The 16,290-nt window shown below is 73.9% G+C and carries 14 protein-coding genes; 7 read left to right on the forward strand and 7 right to left on the reverse strand.

The features are described from left to right. Positions 1–54: 54 nt before the first annotated feature. The 4 genes from ACIBH1_RS12335 to ACIBH1_RS12350 all read right to left on the reverse strand — a co-directional run bounded on the left by ACIBH1_RS12335 (position 55) and on the right by ACIBH1_RS12350 (position 5,601). Entirely contained in the window at positions 55–948 is an 894-nt protein-coding gene (locus ACIBH1_RS12335; protein ID WP_397313758.1) for an LLM class flavin-dependent oxidoreductase, read from the reverse strand. 62 nt (positions 949–1,010) lie between these two features. Then, positions 1,011–2,858, reverse strand: coding sequence for an FtsX-like permease family protein (locus tag ACIBH1_RS12340; protein WP_397313759.1), 1,848 nt, complete (start codon positions 2,856–2,858; stop codon positions 1,011–1,013). Between the two features lie 83 nt (positions 2,859–2,941). Then, positions 2,942–4,885, reverse strand: coding sequence for an elongation factor G (gene fusA, locus ACIBH1_RS12345; protein WP_397313760.1), 1,944 nt, complete (start codon positions 4,883–4,885; stop codon positions 2,942–2,944). 248 nt (positions 4,886–5,133) lie between these two features. Further along, the gene (locus ACIBH1_RS12350; RefSeq protein WP_397313761.1) at positions 5,134–5,601 is read right to left on the reverse strand and encodes a Clp protease N-terminal domain-containing protein; all 468 of its coding nucleotides are present in this window, start codon (positions 5,599–5,601) and stop codon (positions 5,134–5,136) included. Positions 5,602–5,783: 182 nt separating this feature from the next. Here ACIBH1_RS12350 and ACIBH1_RS12355 point away from each other — a divergent pair, with 182 nt between their 5' ends. From ACIBH1_RS12355 to ACIBH1_RS12375, 5 genes are all read left to right on the forward strand, one after another. After that, a complete protein-coding gene (locus tag ACIBH1_RS12355; protein ID WP_397313762.1) occupies positions 5,784–6,413 on the forward strand; it encodes a DedA family protein in 630 nt (209 codons plus the stop codon). After that, complete coding sequence (locus tag ACIBH1_RS12360) at positions 6,397–7,530, forward strand: sensor histidine kinase (protein WP_397313763.1); 1,134 nt, start codon at positions 6,397–6,399, stop codon at positions 7,528–7,530. The genes ACIBH1_RS12355 and ACIBH1_RS12360 overlap by 17 nt, the downstream gene beginning before the upstream one ends. Then, a complete protein-coding gene (locus ACIBH1_RS12365) occupies positions 7,521–8,165 on the forward strand; it encodes a response regulator (protein WP_397313764.1) in 645 nt (214 codons plus the stop codon). Before ACIBH1_RS12360 ends, ACIBH1_RS12365 begins: the two co-directional genes overlap by 10 nt. Before the next feature lie 85 nt (positions 8,166–8,250). Beyond that, a complete protein-coding gene (locus ACIBH1_RS12370) occupies positions 8,251–9,333 on the forward strand; it encodes a winged helix DNA-binding domain-containing protein (RefSeq protein ID WP_397313765.1) in 1,083 nt (360 codons plus the stop codon). A gap of 10 nt (positions 9,334–9,343) precedes the next feature. Then, positions 9,344–9,799, forward strand: coding sequence for an SRPBCC family protein (locus ACIBH1_RS12375; RefSeq protein WP_397313766.1), 456 nt, complete (start codon positions 9,344–9,346; stop codon positions 9,797–9,799). A gap of 270 nt (positions 9,800–10,069) precedes the next feature. On the opposite strand, the gene ACIBH1_RS12380 is transcribed toward ACIBH1_RS12375, so the two are convergent. Beyond that, the gene (locus tag ACIBH1_RS12380; RefSeq protein WP_397313767.1) at positions 10,070–10,783 is read right to left on the reverse strand and encodes a hypothetical protein; all 714 of its coding nucleotides are present in this window, start codon (positions 10,781–10,783) and stop codon (positions 10,070–10,072) included. 70 nt (positions 10,784–10,853) lie between these two features. On the opposite strand from ACIBH1_RS12380, the gene ACIBH1_RS12385 reads away from it, so the two are divergent. Further along, complete coding sequence (locus ACIBH1_RS12385) at positions 10,854–11,723, forward strand: LysR family transcriptional regulator (protein ID WP_397313768.1); 870 nt, start codon at positions 10,854–10,856, stop codon at positions 11,721–11,723. Between the two features lie 2 nt (positions 11,724–11,725). On the opposite strand, the gene ACIBH1_RS12390 is transcribed toward ACIBH1_RS12385, so the two are convergent. Next, the gene (locus ACIBH1_RS12390; RefSeq protein WP_397313769.1) at positions 11,726–12,661 is read right to left on the reverse strand and encodes an alpha/beta hydrolase family esterase; all 936 of its coding nucleotides are present in this window, start codon (positions 12,659–12,661) and stop codon (positions 11,726–11,728) included. A 78-nt stretch (positions 12,662–12,739) separates the two neighbouring features. Here ACIBH1_RS12390 and ACIBH1_RS12395 point away from each other — a divergent pair, with 78 nt between their 5' ends. Next, complete coding sequence (locus ACIBH1_RS12395; protein ID WP_397313770.1) at positions 12,740–14,947, forward strand: ATP-dependent RecD-like DNA helicase; 2,208 nt, start codon at positions 12,740–12,742, stop codon at positions 14,945–14,947. On the opposite strand, the gene ACIBH1_RS12400 is transcribed toward ACIBH1_RS12395, so the two are convergent. Continuing rightward, on the reverse strand, positions 14,922–16,181 hold the full coding sequence (locus ACIBH1_RS12400) for an acyltransferase family protein (protein WP_397313771.1): 1,260 nt from the start codon (positions 16,179–16,181) through the stop codon (positions 14,922–14,924). The two genes, ACIBH1_RS12395 and ACIBH1_RS12400, sit on opposite strands and share 26 nt — an antisense overlap. Positions 16,182–16,290: the final 109 nt, after the last annotated feature.

The raw sequence follows: 16,290 nt of genomic DNA on the forward strand, positions 1-16,290 counted from the left end.
AGCTCGCCCGGCCCCGCCCTGCCCCCGCCCTGCCCACCGCGCCGCCCCCCCCGCTCACGACCCGACGGCATGCCGTACCCCCGGCACCACCTCGCGGGCCCAGGCCGCGACGGTGTCCTTGGCCGCCGCCTCGTCCGGGGCGAAGTAGATGAACCCCGAGGCGCCGTGCTCCAGCACCGCGCCGGTGAGCTCCTCGATCCACTGCTCGGCCGAGCCGCCGATCCAGCGGCCGTCGTGGTCGCGGGTGGCGGCCAGCGGCCGGGGCGTTATCACGCCGGGCAGGTTGTAGACGGTGCGGACCTGGCCCGGCTCACGCCCGGCCTCCTGGGCGGCGCGGTCGATGATCGGGCGCGAGGTGCGGTAGCGCTCGCTGAGCCAGTCGGCGGCGTGCCCGGGGATCCAGCCGTCGGCGACGCGGCCGGTGGCGGCCAGCGAGCGCGGCCCGTTGGAGCCGGTCCACACCGGCGCGGCGGGCGCGGCGGCCGGTCGCAGCCCGTCGACCCGGTAGAACTCGCCGTCGAAGGTGACCGGGCCGCCCCCGCCGGACAGCAGGCGGACCAGGCGGATGCCCTCCTCGAAGGCGCGCACCGCCGCGGCCGGTTCCAGGCGGGGCACGCCCAGGCGCACGATCTCGTCCCAGGCGCCGCCCGCGCCCATGCCCAGCACCAGCCGGCCCTGGCTGAGCGCCGTCAGCGAGGTGACGGTGCGTGCCAGCATCGGCGCGGGCCGCAGCGGCAGATTGGTGACGTTGACCAGCCCCGCGATCCTGCCGGTACGGCCCAGCGCCATGGCGACCAGCGCGTAGGCGTCCAGCCGCGAGGCGACGTAGGGGTGGTCGGAGACGGAGAACAGGTCGAGCCCGTCGCGGTCGGCCTGCGCGGTCAGCTCAAGGGTCTGCTGGGCGAGCGCGACCGCGGAGGACACGCCGGCGCCGAAGGTGATCGTCATGTCAACCCCACAATAGAAGTTCGTGCCACGAACCATATTAGTTCGTGGCACGAACCGCAACCTCAGGTGCCGAGGACCTGCCCCACCGGGCGGCGCGCGCCCATCCGGGCCGGCAGCGCCGTCAGCGCGGCCAGCGCCACCACGCACCCGGCCACCACCAGCGCCAGCTGCCACCACGGCGGCACGCTGACCGGGTCGTCGTCGAGCGCCTCGGCCAGCCCGATCCCCATCCCCGCCCCCAGCAGCGCCCCCGCCAGCGCCGGCAGCACCTGCGCCGCGGCAAGGGCGGCGCTCACCTGCCCGGGACCGGCTCCCAGCGCGCGGGCCAGCGCCGCCGAGGCCCGCACGTCCAGCGCGGTCGCCCACACGATGCACACCGCGTTGACCGCCGCCTGCACGACCAGCAGCACGACCACCACGCCCAGCACCTGGTTGAGCACGATGCGCGGATCGTCGCCCGGCGCCTTCTCGGCCAGCCGGTGCGCCTGCGTCGACAACACCGCCACGATCCCGCCCACCGTGACCGCGACCGCCGCCATGCCCAGCAGCGCGCGGCGCGGCCGGCGCGCGGCCAGCCGCAGCCCCAGCAGCAGCGGCACCGGCAGCCGCGCCGACAGCGCGATCAGCCGCGAGGAGCGGCGCGGCGGCGGCGGGGCGTCGGCCAGCGCGCGCACGGTGCTGGTGCGCGCGGCCCGCACGGCGGGCACCAGCGTGGCCAGCGCCGCCATCACCAGCGCCGCGCCCACCACCACGGCGGCCGTCAGCGGGCTCACCGACAACTGCGCGGGGCCCGCCACCAGGCCGGGACCCGGATCCACCAGCAGCGGCGCGGCCAGCCGCCCGGCCACGAGCCCCGCCGCCGCGGCCGCCAGCCCGATCGCCAGATGCTCGGCCAGCAGCACCGCCGCCACCAGCCCCGGGGTGCCGCCGACGGCCTTGAGCAGCCCCACCCGGCGCATCTGGTCGGCCATCCTGCCTCCCGCCAGCACCGCGATGCTCGCCAGCGCGATCATGCCGAGCAGCCATCCGGCCACGAACATGGCGTTCTGCTTCCACTCGGCGACCCTGGCATGGCCGTACAGGATGTCCTGCGAGGTCACCACCGACAGCTCCGAGGCGCCCACTCCCACGTGCGCCGCGGCCAGCGCGAGGGCGGCCGACGGGTCGGCCAGCCGCAGGTGTGCCACCTGCCCGACCGCCTCCCGGCTTCCGGCGACCCGCCACAGGTCGTCCTCGGTCAGCCACACCAGCCCGCCCATGCCCGGCAGCGGCGCGAACGCCGGCTCGGCCTCGTCGGCGGACGGCGGCCCCAGCCGGGCCTGCTCCAGGGCCTCGCCGTAGCGGCACGGCGCGAAACACGTCTTGGGGTAGGGGTCGACGGAGGCGCTGAGCGCGATGCCGCTGACGGTGAAGGCGCGCCCGGCCAGCGTGACCTGCCCGCCGACGCGCACGCCCAGCGCCTGCGCGAAGCCGGACTCCAGCACCGCGCCGCCCGGCCGCGCCCAGCCGCCCTGCGTCACCAGGGGCCGCTCGACCTGCGCCTCGGGCGTGTCGCGGCCGTGGACCCACGCGGGGACCGTGGTGCCGCCCGCCGTCAGCCTCGTCTGCGTGTACGGGAAGGGCCCGCCGCGGGCGGTGACCGCGGGATCCTTCAGCAGCGCCTCGAGCGCGGGGGAGCGCGGCTGCGCCACGCTGGCCACCACGTCCGGTCCCGCCGTGGCCCGCCGGGTGGCCGCGTACGGCTGGGCGGTCACGCCCTGCAGCACCAGGGCGATGGTCAGCGTGGCGGTGGCGGTTCCCATCGCCACCAGCAGCAGCGCCGCCTCGGCGGGCCTGCGGCGCAGATCCCGTACGGCCAGGCGGCCCAGCAGCAGCACCCGCCCGAGCGCGGGTAATCCGTCGGCATTCACGAGCCCTACCTAACCGTTAGCCCCATAAGCTAACCGTTAGCCATCGCGGGGGCCGGAGAGTGACTCCCTGGCCCCCGCGCCCCTCATCCGGCCGGGGCGTAACCGGCGGGCCTGGTGGTGAAGGTGCCCCGGCCCTGGCTGCGGCTGCGCAACCGGGTGGCGTACCCGAACACCTCCGCCAGCGGCACCAGCGCGCTCACCACGACCGCGCCGGGACGGCTCGTGGTGCCCAGGATGCGGCCGCGCCGCGCCGCCAGGTCACCCAGCACGCCGCCCGCCCACTCCTCGGGCACCGCCACCGTCACCTCCGCCACCGGCTCCAGCAGCACCATGCGGCACTGTTCGAGCGCCTGACGCAGGCCCAGCCGCCCCGCCGTACGGAAAGCCAGCTCGGAGCTGTCCTTGACGTGGGTGGCGCCGTCGGTGAGCGTCACCCGCAGGCCCTGCACCGGGTGGCCGCCCAGCGGGCCCGCGCCCAGCGCGTCGCGGCAGCCGGCCTCCACCGCGCGCACGAACTCGCGCGGCACCCGGCCGCCAGTGACCGTCGAGGCGAACACGAAGTCCTCCTCGGCCGGTTCGACGTCCAGCACCACGTGGGCGAACTGGCCCGCGCCGCCGTCCTGCTTGACGTGCCGCACCACCAGCCCGCTGACGCCGGAGGCCGGCCTCTCGCGGTAGGCGACCTGGGGCCGCCCGACCGCCAGCTCCAGCCCGGCGCGGCGCATCGTCTCCACCGCGACCTGCAGGTGCAGCTCGCCCAGGCCCGACAGCAGCCGCTGCCCGGTCTCGGCGTCGGTGCGCACGGCCAGCGACGGATCCTGCTCCACCAGCCGGGCCAGCGCCGTGGCCAGCCGTTCCGACTCGCCCGCCCGCCTGGACTCCACCGCCACCGACACCAGCGGCTGGGCCGCCTGCGGCGGTTCGAGCAGGATCGGCGCCTCGGGCGCGCACAACGTCGTGCCCACCCGCACGCCGCGCAGCCCCGCGACCGCGACGATGTCGCCGGCCTCGGCCTGCTCGGCCTCGGTGTGCCGGTCGGCCTGCACGCGCAGGATCCGGCCGATGCGTTCGCGCCGGCCGGTGCCGGCGTCCAGCACCGTCTCGCCCCTGCGCAGCGTGCCGGTGTAGACGCGCACGAACGCCAGGCGTCCGGCCAGCTTGAACACCAGTGCCGACAGCGGCCGCCCCGCATCGCCCTCGGGGGCGGGCAGGAAGTCCGCCACGGCGTCGAGCAACGGCTCGATGCCGCGGTTGCGGTAGGCCGAACCGCACAGCACCACCACGGCCGTCCCGGACAGGGTCAGCTCGCGCAGCGCCGTGCGCAGTGTGGCCGCCGACAGCGCGCCGGCGGCGTAGAACTCCTCCAGCGCCTGCTCGTGCAGCCCGGCCACCGCCTCCTCCAGCGCCGCGCGGCGCCGTACGGCCTCGGCGACCAGCTCCGGCGGCACCGGGCCGTCGTCCAGGACGCCCGCATCGTCCCAGCGCAGCGCCCGCATCGTCAGCAGGTCGACGACGCCGGTGAAGCCGTCCTCGCGCCCGATCGGGAACTGCACCGGCAGGGGAGCCGGGTGCAGGCGTTCGCGGATCGAGGCGAGGGCGGCGTCCAGGTCGGCGCCGGCGCGGTCCATCTTGTTGACGAACGCGATGCGGGGCACGCCGTGCCGGTCGGCCCGCCGCCACACCGCCTCGCTCTGCGGTTCGACGCCGGCCACGGCGTCGAACACCGCCACCGCGCCGTCCAGGACGCGCAGGCTGCGCTCGACCTCGTCGGAGAAGTCGACGTGGCCGGGGGTGTCGATGAGGTTGACGCGCAGGTCGCGCCAGGTGCAGCTGACCGCGGCGGCGAAGATGGTGATGCCGCGTTCGCGTTCCTGGGCGTCGAAGTCGGTGACGGTGGTGCCGTCGTGCACCTCGCCGCGCCGGTGAGTGGCGCCGGTCAGGTACAGCACGCGTTCGGTGACGGTGGTCTTGCCGGCGTCGACGTGGGCGAGGATGCCGATATTTCGTACATGTTGGACAGCACGCATGGCTGTGACAGGTCCTCTCGAAAAGGATCTGGACAGGACAGCGCGATTGACGGCCCCCTCGAAACGGGGGCCGAGCCGGTGTCGGCCGCGCAGCCGCTACCGGGCTGCCGGAGAGATCAGGATCACCTCGTGGCGATGACGGGAAACGCGGACGATGCTCAGGTACGGCACGGCGTTCTCCCTCCCGCTCGGCCACGGATGATCAGGGGGCGAGCATAACCACACCCGCCCCGGCCGGGAAAGCGAATTTAGCGGGCGTCCAGGGCGTGCAGCGTGGAGGCCAGCAGGGCGGCGCGGTCGATCCCGGCCAGGCGCAGCGCCCGCGGCACCACGCCGGTCTCGGCGCGCACGATGCCCAGCAGCACGTGCACCGGCGTTCCCCGGCGGCCGGCGCGCGCGGAGAAGCCGCGATGCAGGGCCGTACGCGCCGTGGCGCCCAGGGCGGGGCGGCGCGGGGCGGCGGGTCTGGGCACGTGCAGGCCGCCCAGGGCGATCCCGGCCGCGGCCAGGCTCAGCTCGAACTCGCGGTCCAGCGCCTCGCGCAGCCGGTCGTGGTCCAGTTCGAAGCCGGCCAGCACCTCGGCGGCCGCCCCGCCGGGAAGCGCCGTCATGGCCAGGAGCAGGTGCTGGGCCTCGATGGTGGGCGCGGACTCGGCGCGCGCCTCGCTCTCGGCCTTGGCCAGCATCGCCCGCACGTAGATCCCGATCGCGCTCATGTCGTCAACCGTAGATGACGGACTCCACGCTCGTCAACTTTAGTTGACGTCAAGCGTTACGTACGATGTGGGTGATCCTCGCCCGTCATGGGGCAGGGGAGGACCGCACTGCGGTTTTCCTCAGGATGAAGACGGAAGTACGCCCCATTACCCCTGGATCACGGAATTTCTAACGTCATCACATGAGCAATTCAATCGCCGACTGGGCGACCGGACTGATGGAGAGCCTCGGCGCGCCCGGGGCCGGACTCGCGATCGCGCTGGAGAACCTCTTCCCGCCCCTGCCCAGCGAGGTGATCCTGCCCTTGGCGGGCTTCACCGCCGGGCGCGGCGGCATGAGCCTCGTCGAGGCCCTGGTGTGGACGACGCTCGGCTCGCTGGTCGGCGCGCTGGCCCTGTACGGCATCGGCGCCGCGCTGGGCCGCGAGCGCATGCTGCGCATCGCCGACAAGCTGCCCCTGATCAAACCCTCCGACATCGAACGCAGCGAGGCCTTCTTCAACCGCCACGGCGGCAAGGCCGTCTTCTTCGGCCGTATGATCCCCATTTTCCGCAGCATGATCTCCATCCCGGCCGGGCTGGAACGCATGCCGTTGCCCCGCTTCATCCTGTTGACCACCGCCGGCAGCGCCCTGTGGAACACCGCCTTCGTCATGGCCGGCTACCTGCTGGGCGAGAACTGGGCCCTCGTCGAGGGCTACGTGGGCATCGCCACCAACGTCATCATCGGCCTGGTCGTCCTGGCCATCCTGGTCTTCGTCGGCGTGCGCCTGTCCGAGCGCAGCAAGGGCGAGCATGCCCGCCGCGACTAGGCTGCTGGCCTCCGTCGCTCTGGGCGCCCTGACCACCCCCCTCGACCTGCTGCTGGTGCTGGCCGGCCTGCTCCGCCCCCGGGCCCTCGCCGGGCCCGCGGGCGCGCTGGCCGGCTGGCACCTGCGCCGCCTGCGCCTGGACGACGACCTCGGCACCGGCTCCGCCGGCCAGGTGCGCGAGCAGGTCCGCCGCTACCTGGCCATGCGCTGGCCGGTCGGCCTGCTGGGCGCGATCGTGCTGGCCCTGCTGCTCGTCGGCCTGGCCACCGCCGCCCAGCTCACCTGGGCCTGGGGCCGCGGCGAGGCCATCGACGGCATGCGCTTCAGCCCCGGCCTGGCCGCCTACGTCGCCGTCGGCGGGTTCGTCCTGCTCTTCCTCAACGTCTGCGGCCTCGTCGGCGTGCACGCCCTCGACACCGAGCTGGCCCGCCGCCGCCTGGGACCCTCCTCGACCGAGGCGCTGCAACGCCGCATCGCCGAGCTGGCCCACACCCGCGCCGCCATGCTGGCCGCCGTCGACTCCGAACGCCGCCGCATCGAACGCGACCTGCACGACGGCCTGCAGCAGCACCTGGTCGCCCTGGCCATGCTCATCGGGCGCAGCCGCCGCCCCTCCTCCGACCCCGCCCTGCTCGCCCAGGCCCACGAGCAGGCCCAGCAGGCCCTGGCCGAGCTGCGCGAGGTCGCCTGGCGCATCTACCCCAGCGGCCTGGACAGCCTCGGCCTGGCCGACGCGCTGCAGGGCATGGCCGAACGCACCCCGCTGCCGGTCACCGTCCGCTGCGACCTCGGCGCCCTCGACACCCTCGACACCCTCGACGCCCGCCCGCCCCGCGCCGTCGAGGCGGCCGCGTACTTCGTCGCCAGCGAAGCCATCACCAACGCCGTCAAACACGCCGGCGCCACCCACCTCACCATCGACGTCACCACCCCTTCGCAGAACGGGACCGCCAGCGTGCACGTGACCATCCGCGACGACGGCCGGGGCGGCGCCGACCCCTCAGGCACCGGCCTTTCCGGCCTGGCCGGACGCGTGGCCGCCCTCGACGGCGCCTTCCACCTGTCCAGCCCCGCCGGCGGGCCCACCACCATCACCGCGGTGCTGCCATGCGCGTGATCCTCGCCGAAGACTCCACGCTCCTGCGCGAAGGCCTGGTCCGCCTGCTGTCGGAGGAGGGCCACCAGGTCCTGGCCGCCGTCGGCGACGGCGAGCAGCTCCTGGCCGCCGTCGACTCCGAACAGCCCGACATCGTCGTCGCCGACGTGCGCATGCCCCCCGGCCACACCGACGAGGGCCTGCGCGCCGCCCTGCAGATCCGCTCGCGCTGGCCCGGGGTCAAGGTCCTGATGTTGTCGCAGTACGTCGAGAAACGCTACGCCGCCGAGCTCATGAGCTCCGACGTGTCCGGCGTCGGCTACGTGCTCAAGGACCGCGTCGCCCAGGTCTCCGACTTCCTCGACGCGCTGGAACGCGTCGGCGCCGGCGGCGCCGCCTTCGACCCCGAGGTGGTACGGCAGCTGCTGTCGCGCACCACCCAGACCGATCCCCTCTCGCGCCTGACGCCCCGCGAACGGCAGGTGCTGGAGCACATGGCGCAAGGCCTGACCAACGCCGCCATCGCCGAGGCGCTCACGGTGTCGCAGAGCGCCGTGGAAAAGCACGTCAACGCCGTCTTCGACAAGCTCGGCCTGGCCCACACCAGCGGCTACAGCCGCCGCGTCCTGGCGGTGCTGCGCTTCCTGGAGTCGTGACCGCCGCTGCGTGCGCCGGGGCGTGCGCCGCTGTGGTGCCGCTGTGGGTGCCGTTCCTGTCGGTGCCGCCTCCTAAGGTGGCAGCGTGACCTCCGCCATCGGCCTGCGCGCGCTCAACCGCGCCACCCTCGAGCGTCAGCTGCTGCTGCGCCGTCACCCCATGCCCGCCCTGCAGGCCATCGAACACCTCGTCGGCCTGCAGGCCCAGGCCCCCTTCCCGCCCTACTTCGGCCTGTGGTGCCGCCTGTCCGGCTTCGACCCCGACCACCTGTCGCAACTGCTGCTCCAGCGCCAGGCGGTCCGCATCGTCCTCATGCGCGGCACCGTCCACCTCGTCAGCGCCGACGACTGCCTGTTCCTGCGCCCGCTCATGCAGCCGCTGCTCACCCGCTACCTGCAGTCCGCCTACGCCACCCGCCTGGCCGGCGTGACCCACGAAGAGGTCCTGGCCGCGGGCGAGGAAATGCTCGCCACCGCCCCCGTGACCGCCGCCGCCCTGGGCGCCGCCCTGGCCGAACGTTTCCCCGCCGCCAAGGCCGCCGATCTGGCCCAGATCATGCGCAGCCTCGCCGCGCTGGTGCAGGTGCCGCCGCGCGCCGTGTGGGGCAAGGCCGGCCAGACCCGCTACGCCACCGCGCAGCACTGGATCGGCCGCCCCCTGCACGCCGACCCCACGCCCGAACAGCTCGTGCGCCGCTACCTGGCCGCCTTCGGCCCGGCGAGCGTGGCCGACATGCAGGCCTGGTCCGGGCTGAAAGGACTGCGCGAGATCTTCGAACGGCTGCGCCCGCAGCTCATCACCCTGACCGCACCCTCCGGCACCGAGCTGTTCGACCTGCCCGACGCGCCCCGGCCGGGCGACGACGTGCCTGCACCGGTGCGGCTGCTGGCGCCCTTCGACAACCTGCTGCTCAGCCATGCCGACCGCACCCGCGTCATCACCGACGCCCAGCGCCAGCGCGTCATCACCATCAACGGGCAGGTGCTGGGCACCGTCCTGGTCGACGGGTTCGTCGCCGGCACGTGGAAACGCGACAAGGGCGTGCTCACCGTCGAACTCGACGACACCCAGCCGCCTGCCGTCGTGGACGAGATCGCCGCCGAGGCCCGCGCCCTGCTGGCCTTCGCCGAGCCCAAGGCCGCCCACGAGATCCGCGGCCTGGCATGATGGTTGCCTCATGGAGGAGCAGGTGACCAACAGCGCGGTGGTGGCCGCCGCCGTCGAGACCGACGCCGGCGCCGAGCGGGTCTTCGACGTGCTCGTCGACTGGCCGCGTCACGCCGAGTGGATGTTCCTCACCTCCGCGCAGGCGTTGACCGGGGCCGGGCGCGGGGTGGGCTCGACCATCGAGGCCTTCACCGGCCTGGGGCCCGTCGGGTTCTCCGACCCGATGACCATCACCACGTGGCGGCCGCCCGAGCTGATCGTCATGGAGCACACCGGGCGCGTCGTGCGCGGCATCGGCGTCATCCGCGTGCTGGCCCTGCCGGGCGGAGGCTCGCGCATCATCTGGGCCGAACGCCTGCACCTGCCGTACGGCAGAGCGGGCCGGGCGGCCTTCTCCCTGGCCAAGCCCGTCATGCGCGCCCTGGCCGTGCACTCGTTGCGCAAGCTCGCCCGCCTGGCCTCCTGAGCCCCCCGGTCGCCCGCCTGGCCCGCCTCGCGTCCTGATCCCTGGTCGGGCGCCTGGCCTCGCCTGCCTGGCCTCGCCTGCCTGGCCTTGGCGGCGTGGCCTTGGCGGCTGGCCTTGGGCGCCTCGGTCGGGCGGCTGAGGCAGCGGCGCTCGGGTGGGTCTGGGACGGCAGGTCTGAAGTCGGGCTCGGTGGAGCGGGCTCGGTGGAGCGGGCTCGGGCGCGGCGGCTCATGCCAGCGCGGCGGCAGCTCAGGTCAGCAGCGCGGTGGCTCAGGCCGGCAGGGCGGCGCCGGCGTTGTGGCGTTCGGTGGCCGCGGCGGCGAAAGCGGCGATCAGCGGGTGCGCCCGGTGGCCGTCACCGGCCAGCTCGGGCTGGAACAACGTCAGCACGTAGAACGCATGCCCCGGCAGCTCCGCCGCCCGCACCTCGCCCTCGTCGTCGTGCCCGACGAACAGCAGCCCGTGCTCCTGCAGCACCGGCAGGTAGTCGGCGTTGAGCCCGAACGCGCAGTGGTAGCGCTCCAGCGTCCGCTCCCCGCCCATCAGCCGCGCCAGCCGCGAGCCCGGCGCCAGCCGTACGGGGGCCTCGTGACCGACCAGCGAGCACGCCAGCGGCCGGATCAGCAGCCCGTCGTCGCCCTCCGGCGTGTTCTCGGCGTGGTCCACGCGCAGCCCGCACACGTTCCTGGCGAACTCCAGCACCGCGTGCTGGAAGCCGCCGCACGTGCCCAGCAGCGGGATGCCGAGCTCGCGCGCGGTCCGCGCGGCCTGCACGGCGCCCTGCTCGCTGCGGTACGGGCTGCCGGGCACGATCCACACCCCGTCGAAGCCGGACAGGTCGCCGACGGCGTCGGTGGGGATCCAGTACGCGTCCAGCGTCAGCCCTTCCTGCTCGCGCAGGGCTTCCAGCAGGACGGGGATGCGGACGTGGGCGCGCACGGCGGGGGAGCGGTCGCCCACCAGGGCGATGCGGGGCTGTGTCATGCCTCTATCCTGGCCACACCTGCCCGATCAACTCCAACGATGATTCGCCATCCGCCCATTAGGAGCACTGATGGAGACGCACCTGCTGCGCACCTTCGTGACGGTCGCCCGTCTCAGCTCCTTCTCCGCTGCGGCCGAGGAGCTGGGCTACACGCAGTCGGCCGTCTCCCAGCAGATCGCCGCGCTGGAGCACGATCTGGGCGTGGTGCTGCTGACCCGCAGGCCTGTCGCGCCGACCGCGGCGGGGGAGCGGCTGCTGGAGCACGCCGGGCCGCTGCTGTTGCGGGTGCAGGCGGCTCGCGCCGACGTCACCCGCGCCACCCGGCCGCACGGGCCGGTCCGGCTGGCCCTGACGCCGCTCGCGCTACCCCAGCCCACCGCCTCTCAGGCCCTCGTGCCCCGCGGTGTCGCGATCAGTGTGCACGTCACCGACGCCGACCACGCCGCCCGCCTGGTCGCCTCCGCCGAGGCCGATCTGGCCCTCGTCGACGGCATCGCCGCTCCCACCGACCCGCTCCCCGCCCCCGCCACCGCGCCCCTGCACGCCCAGGGTGTCGCCGAGCACCCCCTGGTCATCGCCCTGCCCGCCGCCCACCCCCTGGCCGGACGCTCGGCCCTCGACCTGGCCGGCCTCATCGACGCGCTGTGGATCGACGCCCCGCAGATCTGCGGCCCGCTCACCCGCCTGCGTGCCGCCTCAGGTTTGGAGGGCTTCCGCACCGGCCTGCACTACAGCGGCTGCGACACGCGGACGCTGCTCACCCTCATCGCCGCCGGCCACGGCCTGGCCGTCCTGCCCGCCCACCTGGCCCCGCACCTGCCGCGTGCCGTACCTCTGGCGGGACCGCGCCTGGTCCACCGCGTCGAGCTCCTGCACGGCCACCTGCCGCCCGGCCCGGCCGCCACGCTCGCCCGGCACCTGTCGTCCGCCTTCGGCTGAGATCAGCGCGCCGGGGAGGCGTCGAAGGCGTCCAGCAGCAGCGTGTTGGCCGCCAGGTCGGCGGTGACGCCCAGGCGCGGCACCGCCTGGGCGCCGGGCCAGGTGTGCCCGGCTCCGCGCAGCGTGAACAGCTTCACGCTCACCCCGCCCCGGCAGCCCGACCACCCCGAACCCGCCTTGCGGCAGCCCATGGCCTTGGCCCAGTCCGCGACGGTGTCGTTCACCGGCCGCAGGTTGATCATCTTGCCGAGCTCGCGCAGCCGCCCGGTCCGCTCCGAGAACGGATGGCCGCCCTTGAACGGCACGATCGTGTCGTCGGTGCCGTGGAAGGCCACGATGGTCGTCGGCCGCGCCGTCGCGCACGGCGGGATGATGTTGACGCCCGCCACCGGCGCCACCCCCGCCAGCCGCCCGTCCAGCCCGCAGATCAGCCCCATCGACATGCCGGCGCCCATGGACATGCCCGCGGCGAACTCCCGCCGCCCGTCGACGCACAACCGGCGCTCCAGCAGGTCCAGCACCGCGCCGAGGAAGCCGCTGTCGTCGGGGCCGAACAGTCCGGGCAGCCCCCAGCCGAGCCGGTCGGGCGCGGCGTCGGGGGTGGCGACGATGTAGCCGCGGGCGGTGGCTTCGGCGGCCAGGCGGCTATAGCCGTTCTGCTGCTGGGCGTTGCTGCCCAGGCCGTGCAGGTTGAGGATCACCGGACGGGGGCCGTCGTGACGGGGCAGGGCCAGCAGGAAGGTGCGCTTGACGCCGTCGTGCTGGATCGTGTGCCGCCCGGCCTTCAGCCCCTGCCCGCCGTCGCACCCGCCAGGGGAACTCTGGGGCATGACCACAGCAGACGGCTGCTCTTTCGGCTGTGCTGTCACCTCGCTCGCGGTGCATCCGCTCAGCATCACCAGCGCCACGACCGGACCCAGCAGCATGCCGTACCGCACGTCCCGACCTCCCCATCGTCTGCTTGCAGTGTGCACCGTCCCGGCGAAGATCGCGCCGCTCGCCCTATCCTGGAGCGCGTGCAGCCCGAGCGTCCGCGTCCCGTCCAGCTCAACGCGATCCTGGAACGCATCACCTTCCAGAGCGAGGAGACGGGCTACACCATCGCCCGCGTGGCCACCGAGCGGTCGGGCGCCGACCTGCTCACCGTGGTGGGTCCGCTGCTGGGCGCGCAGGTGGGCGAGTCGCTGCGGCTGGAGGGCCGCTGGGGCTCGCACCCCAAGTACGGCCGGCAGTTCGAGGTGTGGGCCTACCAGACGGTGCTGCCCGCCACCATCCAGGGCATCCAGCGGTATCTCGGCTCCGGCCTGATCAAGGGCATCGGCCCCAAGATGGCCGAGCGCATCGTCGCCCACTTCGGCACCGACACCCTCGACGTCATCGAGAAGACCCCCGAGAAGCTGGTCGAGGTGCCCGGCCTGGGCCCCAAACGCACCAAGATGATCGCCAAAGCGTGGGACGAACAGAAGATCATCAAAGAGGTGATGATCTTCCTGCAGGGTGTCGGCGTCTCCACCTCCATCGCCGTGCGCATCTTCAAGCAGTACGGCGAGGCCTCCATCACCATCGTCAAGGGCCAGCCGTACCGTCTCGCCGACGACGTGTGGGGCATCGGCTTCAAGACCGCCGACACCATCGCCCAGGCCGTCGGCATCCCCCACGACAGCCCCGAGCGCGTCAAGGCGGGCCTGCGCTACACGCTGTCGCAGGCCGCCGACGACGGCCACTGCTACCTGCCGGCCCCCAACCTCGTCGCCGACGCCGTCAAGATCCTCGACGTGCCCGCCGACCTGGTCTCCGCCTGCCTGGAGGAGTCGGTCACCGCCGAGGAGGTCGTGCGCGAGAGCGTCCCGGCCGGCGACGGCAACGTCCCCGCCATCTACCTGGTGCCCTTCCACCGCGCCGAGCAGAGCCTGGCCTCCACCCTGCTGGCCCTGCTGCACAACCGCCACGACCGGCTCAAGGCCTTCCACGACGTCGACTGGGCCAGGGCCGAACAGTGGCTGCACGGCCAGACCGGCGCCGACCTGGCCCCCGAGCAGCGCCAGGCCGTACGGCTGGCACTCACCGAGAAGCTCGCCGTCCTGACCGGCGGCCCCGGCTGCGGCAAGTCCTTCACCGTGCGCTCCATCGTGCTCATGGCCCGCGCCCGCAAGGCCAAAGTCATCCTGGCCGCCCCCACCGGCCGCGCGGCCAAGCGCCTGTCGGAGCTGACCGGCCACGAGGCGACCACCGTCCACCGCCTGCTGCAGCTGCGCCCCGGCGGCGGCGCCACCTTCGACCGCGACAACCCGCTGCAGGCCGACCTGATCGTCGTCGACGAGGCGTCCATGCTCGACCTGCTGCTGGCCAACAAGCTCGTCAAGGCCGTGCCGCCCGGCGCGCACCTGTTGTTCGTCGGCGACGTCGACCAGCTGCCCTCGGTCGGCGCGGGCGAGGTCCTCAAGGACCTGCTCGCCGCGCCCGACATCCCCCGCGTGCGGCTCACGCAGGTCTTCCGCCAGGCCGCGCAGTCGGGCGTGGTCACCAACGCCCACCGCGTCAACGACGGCCGTCACCCCGTCCTGGAGGGCATGACCGACTTCTTCCTCTTCCCGTGCGACGAACCCGAGGACATCGCCGCCCTCACCGTCGACGTCGTCGCCCGCCGCATCCCGCGCAAGTTCGGCCTCGACCCGCGCCGCGACGTGCAGGTCCTGGCGCCCATGCACCGCGGCGCCGCCGGGGCGGGCGCGCTCAACCTGGCCCTGCAGGAGGCCCTGACCCCCGCCCGCGACAACCAGCCCGAACGCCGCTACGGCGGCCGCGTCTACCGCATCGGCGACAAGGTCACCCAGCTGCGCAACAACTACGACAAGGGCGCGGCGGGAGTCTTCAACGGCACCGTCGGCGTCGTGGTCGACATCCGCCCGGAGGAGTCGAAGCTGACCGTCCTGACCGACGAGGACGAGAACGTCGACTACTCCTTCGACGAGCTCGACGAGCTCACCCACGCCTACGCCGTCTCCATCCACCGCTCCCAGGGCAGCGAGTATCCGGCCGTCGTGGTGCCGCTGGCCACCAGCGCGTGGATGATGCTGCAGCGCAACCTGCTCTACACCGCCATCACCCGGGCCAAGAAGCTCGTCGTCATCGTCGGCTCACGCCGCGCCCTGGGCCAGGCGATCCGCACCCGCGGCGCCGGCCGCCGCCACACCGGCCTCACCCACCGCCTGTCGCCCGGCTGACCTCCCGCTCGCCCTCCCGGCTCACCTGCCGGCTCACCCATCGCCGGCCCAGGCGTTGCGCGGGCGCCTCCACCCACCGCCACGTCAGCGCGCTCAACCCCAGCAGCGCCGCCACCACCGCCGCCAGCACCGCCAGCCGTACGGCCAGCGGCCCGTCCTCGGCCACCACCTGGCGCGAGGCCTGCAGCAGCAGCGGGTGCAGCAGGTACAGCGAGTACGACACCACGCCCAGCCACGCCGTCCAGGCCGGCACCACGCGCCGGCGCAGCCCCATCGCCGCCGCGAACGTCACCCACGCCGCGGCCACCGCCAGCGCCTCGGCCATCCGCTCCCGCCCCGGCGGCATCAGCCCCCACCCGAGCGCCAGCGTCACGCCCGCGACCGGCACCAGCAGCGTCCACGCCGCCCGCCGCCACGGGATCTGCCCCGACTCCGCGCGCCACAACGCCGTGCCCGCGAACATCGTCGCCAAGATCAGCAGCCCCGTGTGCGGGTAGGGATACTCCTGGTTGACCCCCAGCACCACCACCAGCGCCCCGATCAGCACCAGCGCCCCCGCCTGCCGTACCCTCGCCCCTCCGGCCAGCACCGCGGCCAGGCCCGCACCCAGCACGCCCACCACCGCCAGCGTCGTCACCAGCATCCGGCCGGAACCGCCCGCCGACAACGCCGCCCACGGCAGCCCCGCCGCCGCGCCCGCCAGCGCCGCCCCGCCCAGCGCCAGCGCCCACGTCACGCTGCGCCCCTGCAGCCCGAGCGTGAACAGCGCCGTCACCAGCAGGTAGAACACCATCTCGAACGACAGCGTCCACAGCACGTTGACCAGGTTGGCCCGGTTCAGCAGGTCCTGCAGCATCGTCACGTGGCCCACCGCCAGCGCCACCGGCCGCTGGCCCCACCACTCGTGCACGCCCACCCAGCCCAGCGCCCCCAGCAGCACGCTGCCGGCCACGCACACCGCCCACAGCGGGTACAGCCGCATCCCCCGCGAGATCCAGAACCCGCGCACGCTGCCGCGCCGCTCCAGCGACGCCGGCACGATGTAGCCGCTCACCAGGAAGAACACCATCACCCCGAAGGTGCCGAACGCGAAGCGGTCCTTGGGCACCTCGCCCAGCAGCGGGTCGATGGCGTGCTCGAAGACCACCACCAGCGCCGCCATCCCGCGCAGCGCGTCGAGCCACGCCAGCCGGCTGGTGCGGGCCGGGGCCGAAGGGGGAGCGGCAGTCAGCATCCGGTCATCGTAATTGACCTTGCCCTGACTGCGGCGGGTGATCGAAATGTGACTGAACTCTCCAGAAGCTTGCAGCGTCACACAAATAGGAGCATTAAGGTTTGGCATG

This window comes from Nonomuraea sp. NPDC050663, from assembly GCF_044456985.1.
Lineage (GTDB): Bacteria > Actinomycetota > Actinomycetes > Streptosporangiales > Streptosporangiaceae > Nonomuraea.

Excerpts from the sequence above, each read along its gene's own strand:
- fusA (WP_397313760.1), bottom strand. The coding sequence starts at position 4,885 with ATGCGTGCTGTCCAACATGTACGAAATATCGGCATCCTCGCCCACGTC.
- ACIBH1_RS12355 (WP_397313762.1), top strand. The coding sequence starts at position 5,784 with ATGAGCAATTCAATCGCCGACTGGGCGACCGGACTGATGGAGAGCCTC.
- ACIBH1_RS12400 (WP_397313771.1), bottom strand. The coding sequence starts at position 16,181 with ATGCTGACTGCCGCTCCCCCTTCGGCCCCGGCCCGCACCAGCCGGCTG.
- ACIBH1_RS12335 (WP_397313758.1), bottom strand. The coding sequence starts at position 948 with ATGACGATCACCTTCGGCGCCGGCGTGTCCTCCGCGGTCGCGCTCGCC.
- ACIBH1_RS12380 (WP_397313767.1), bottom strand. The coding sequence starts at position 10,783 with ATGACACAGCCCCGCATCGCCCTGGTGGGCGACCGCTCCCCCGCCGTG.
- ACIBH1_RS12365 (WP_397313764.1), top strand. The coding sequence starts at position 7,521 with ATGCGCGTGATCCTCGCCGAAGACTCCACGCTCCTGCGCGAAGGCCTG.
- ACIBH1_RS12385 (WP_397313768.1), top strand. The coding sequence starts at position 10,854 with ATGGAGACGCACCTGCTGCGCACCTTCGTGACGGTCGCCCGTCTCAGC.
- ACIBH1_RS12375 (WP_397313766.1), top strand. The coding sequence starts at position 9,344 with ATGGAGGAGCAGGTGACCAACAGCGCGGTGGTGGCCGCCGCCGTCGAG.
- ACIBH1_RS12360 (WP_397313763.1), top strand. The coding sequence starts at position 6,397 with ATGCCCGCCGCGACTAGGCTGCTGGCCTCCGTCGCTCTGGGCGCCCTG.
- ACIBH1_RS12350 (WP_397313761.1), bottom strand. The coding sequence starts at position 5,601 with ATGAGCGCGATCGGGATCTACGTGCGGGCGATGCTGGCCAAGGCCGAG.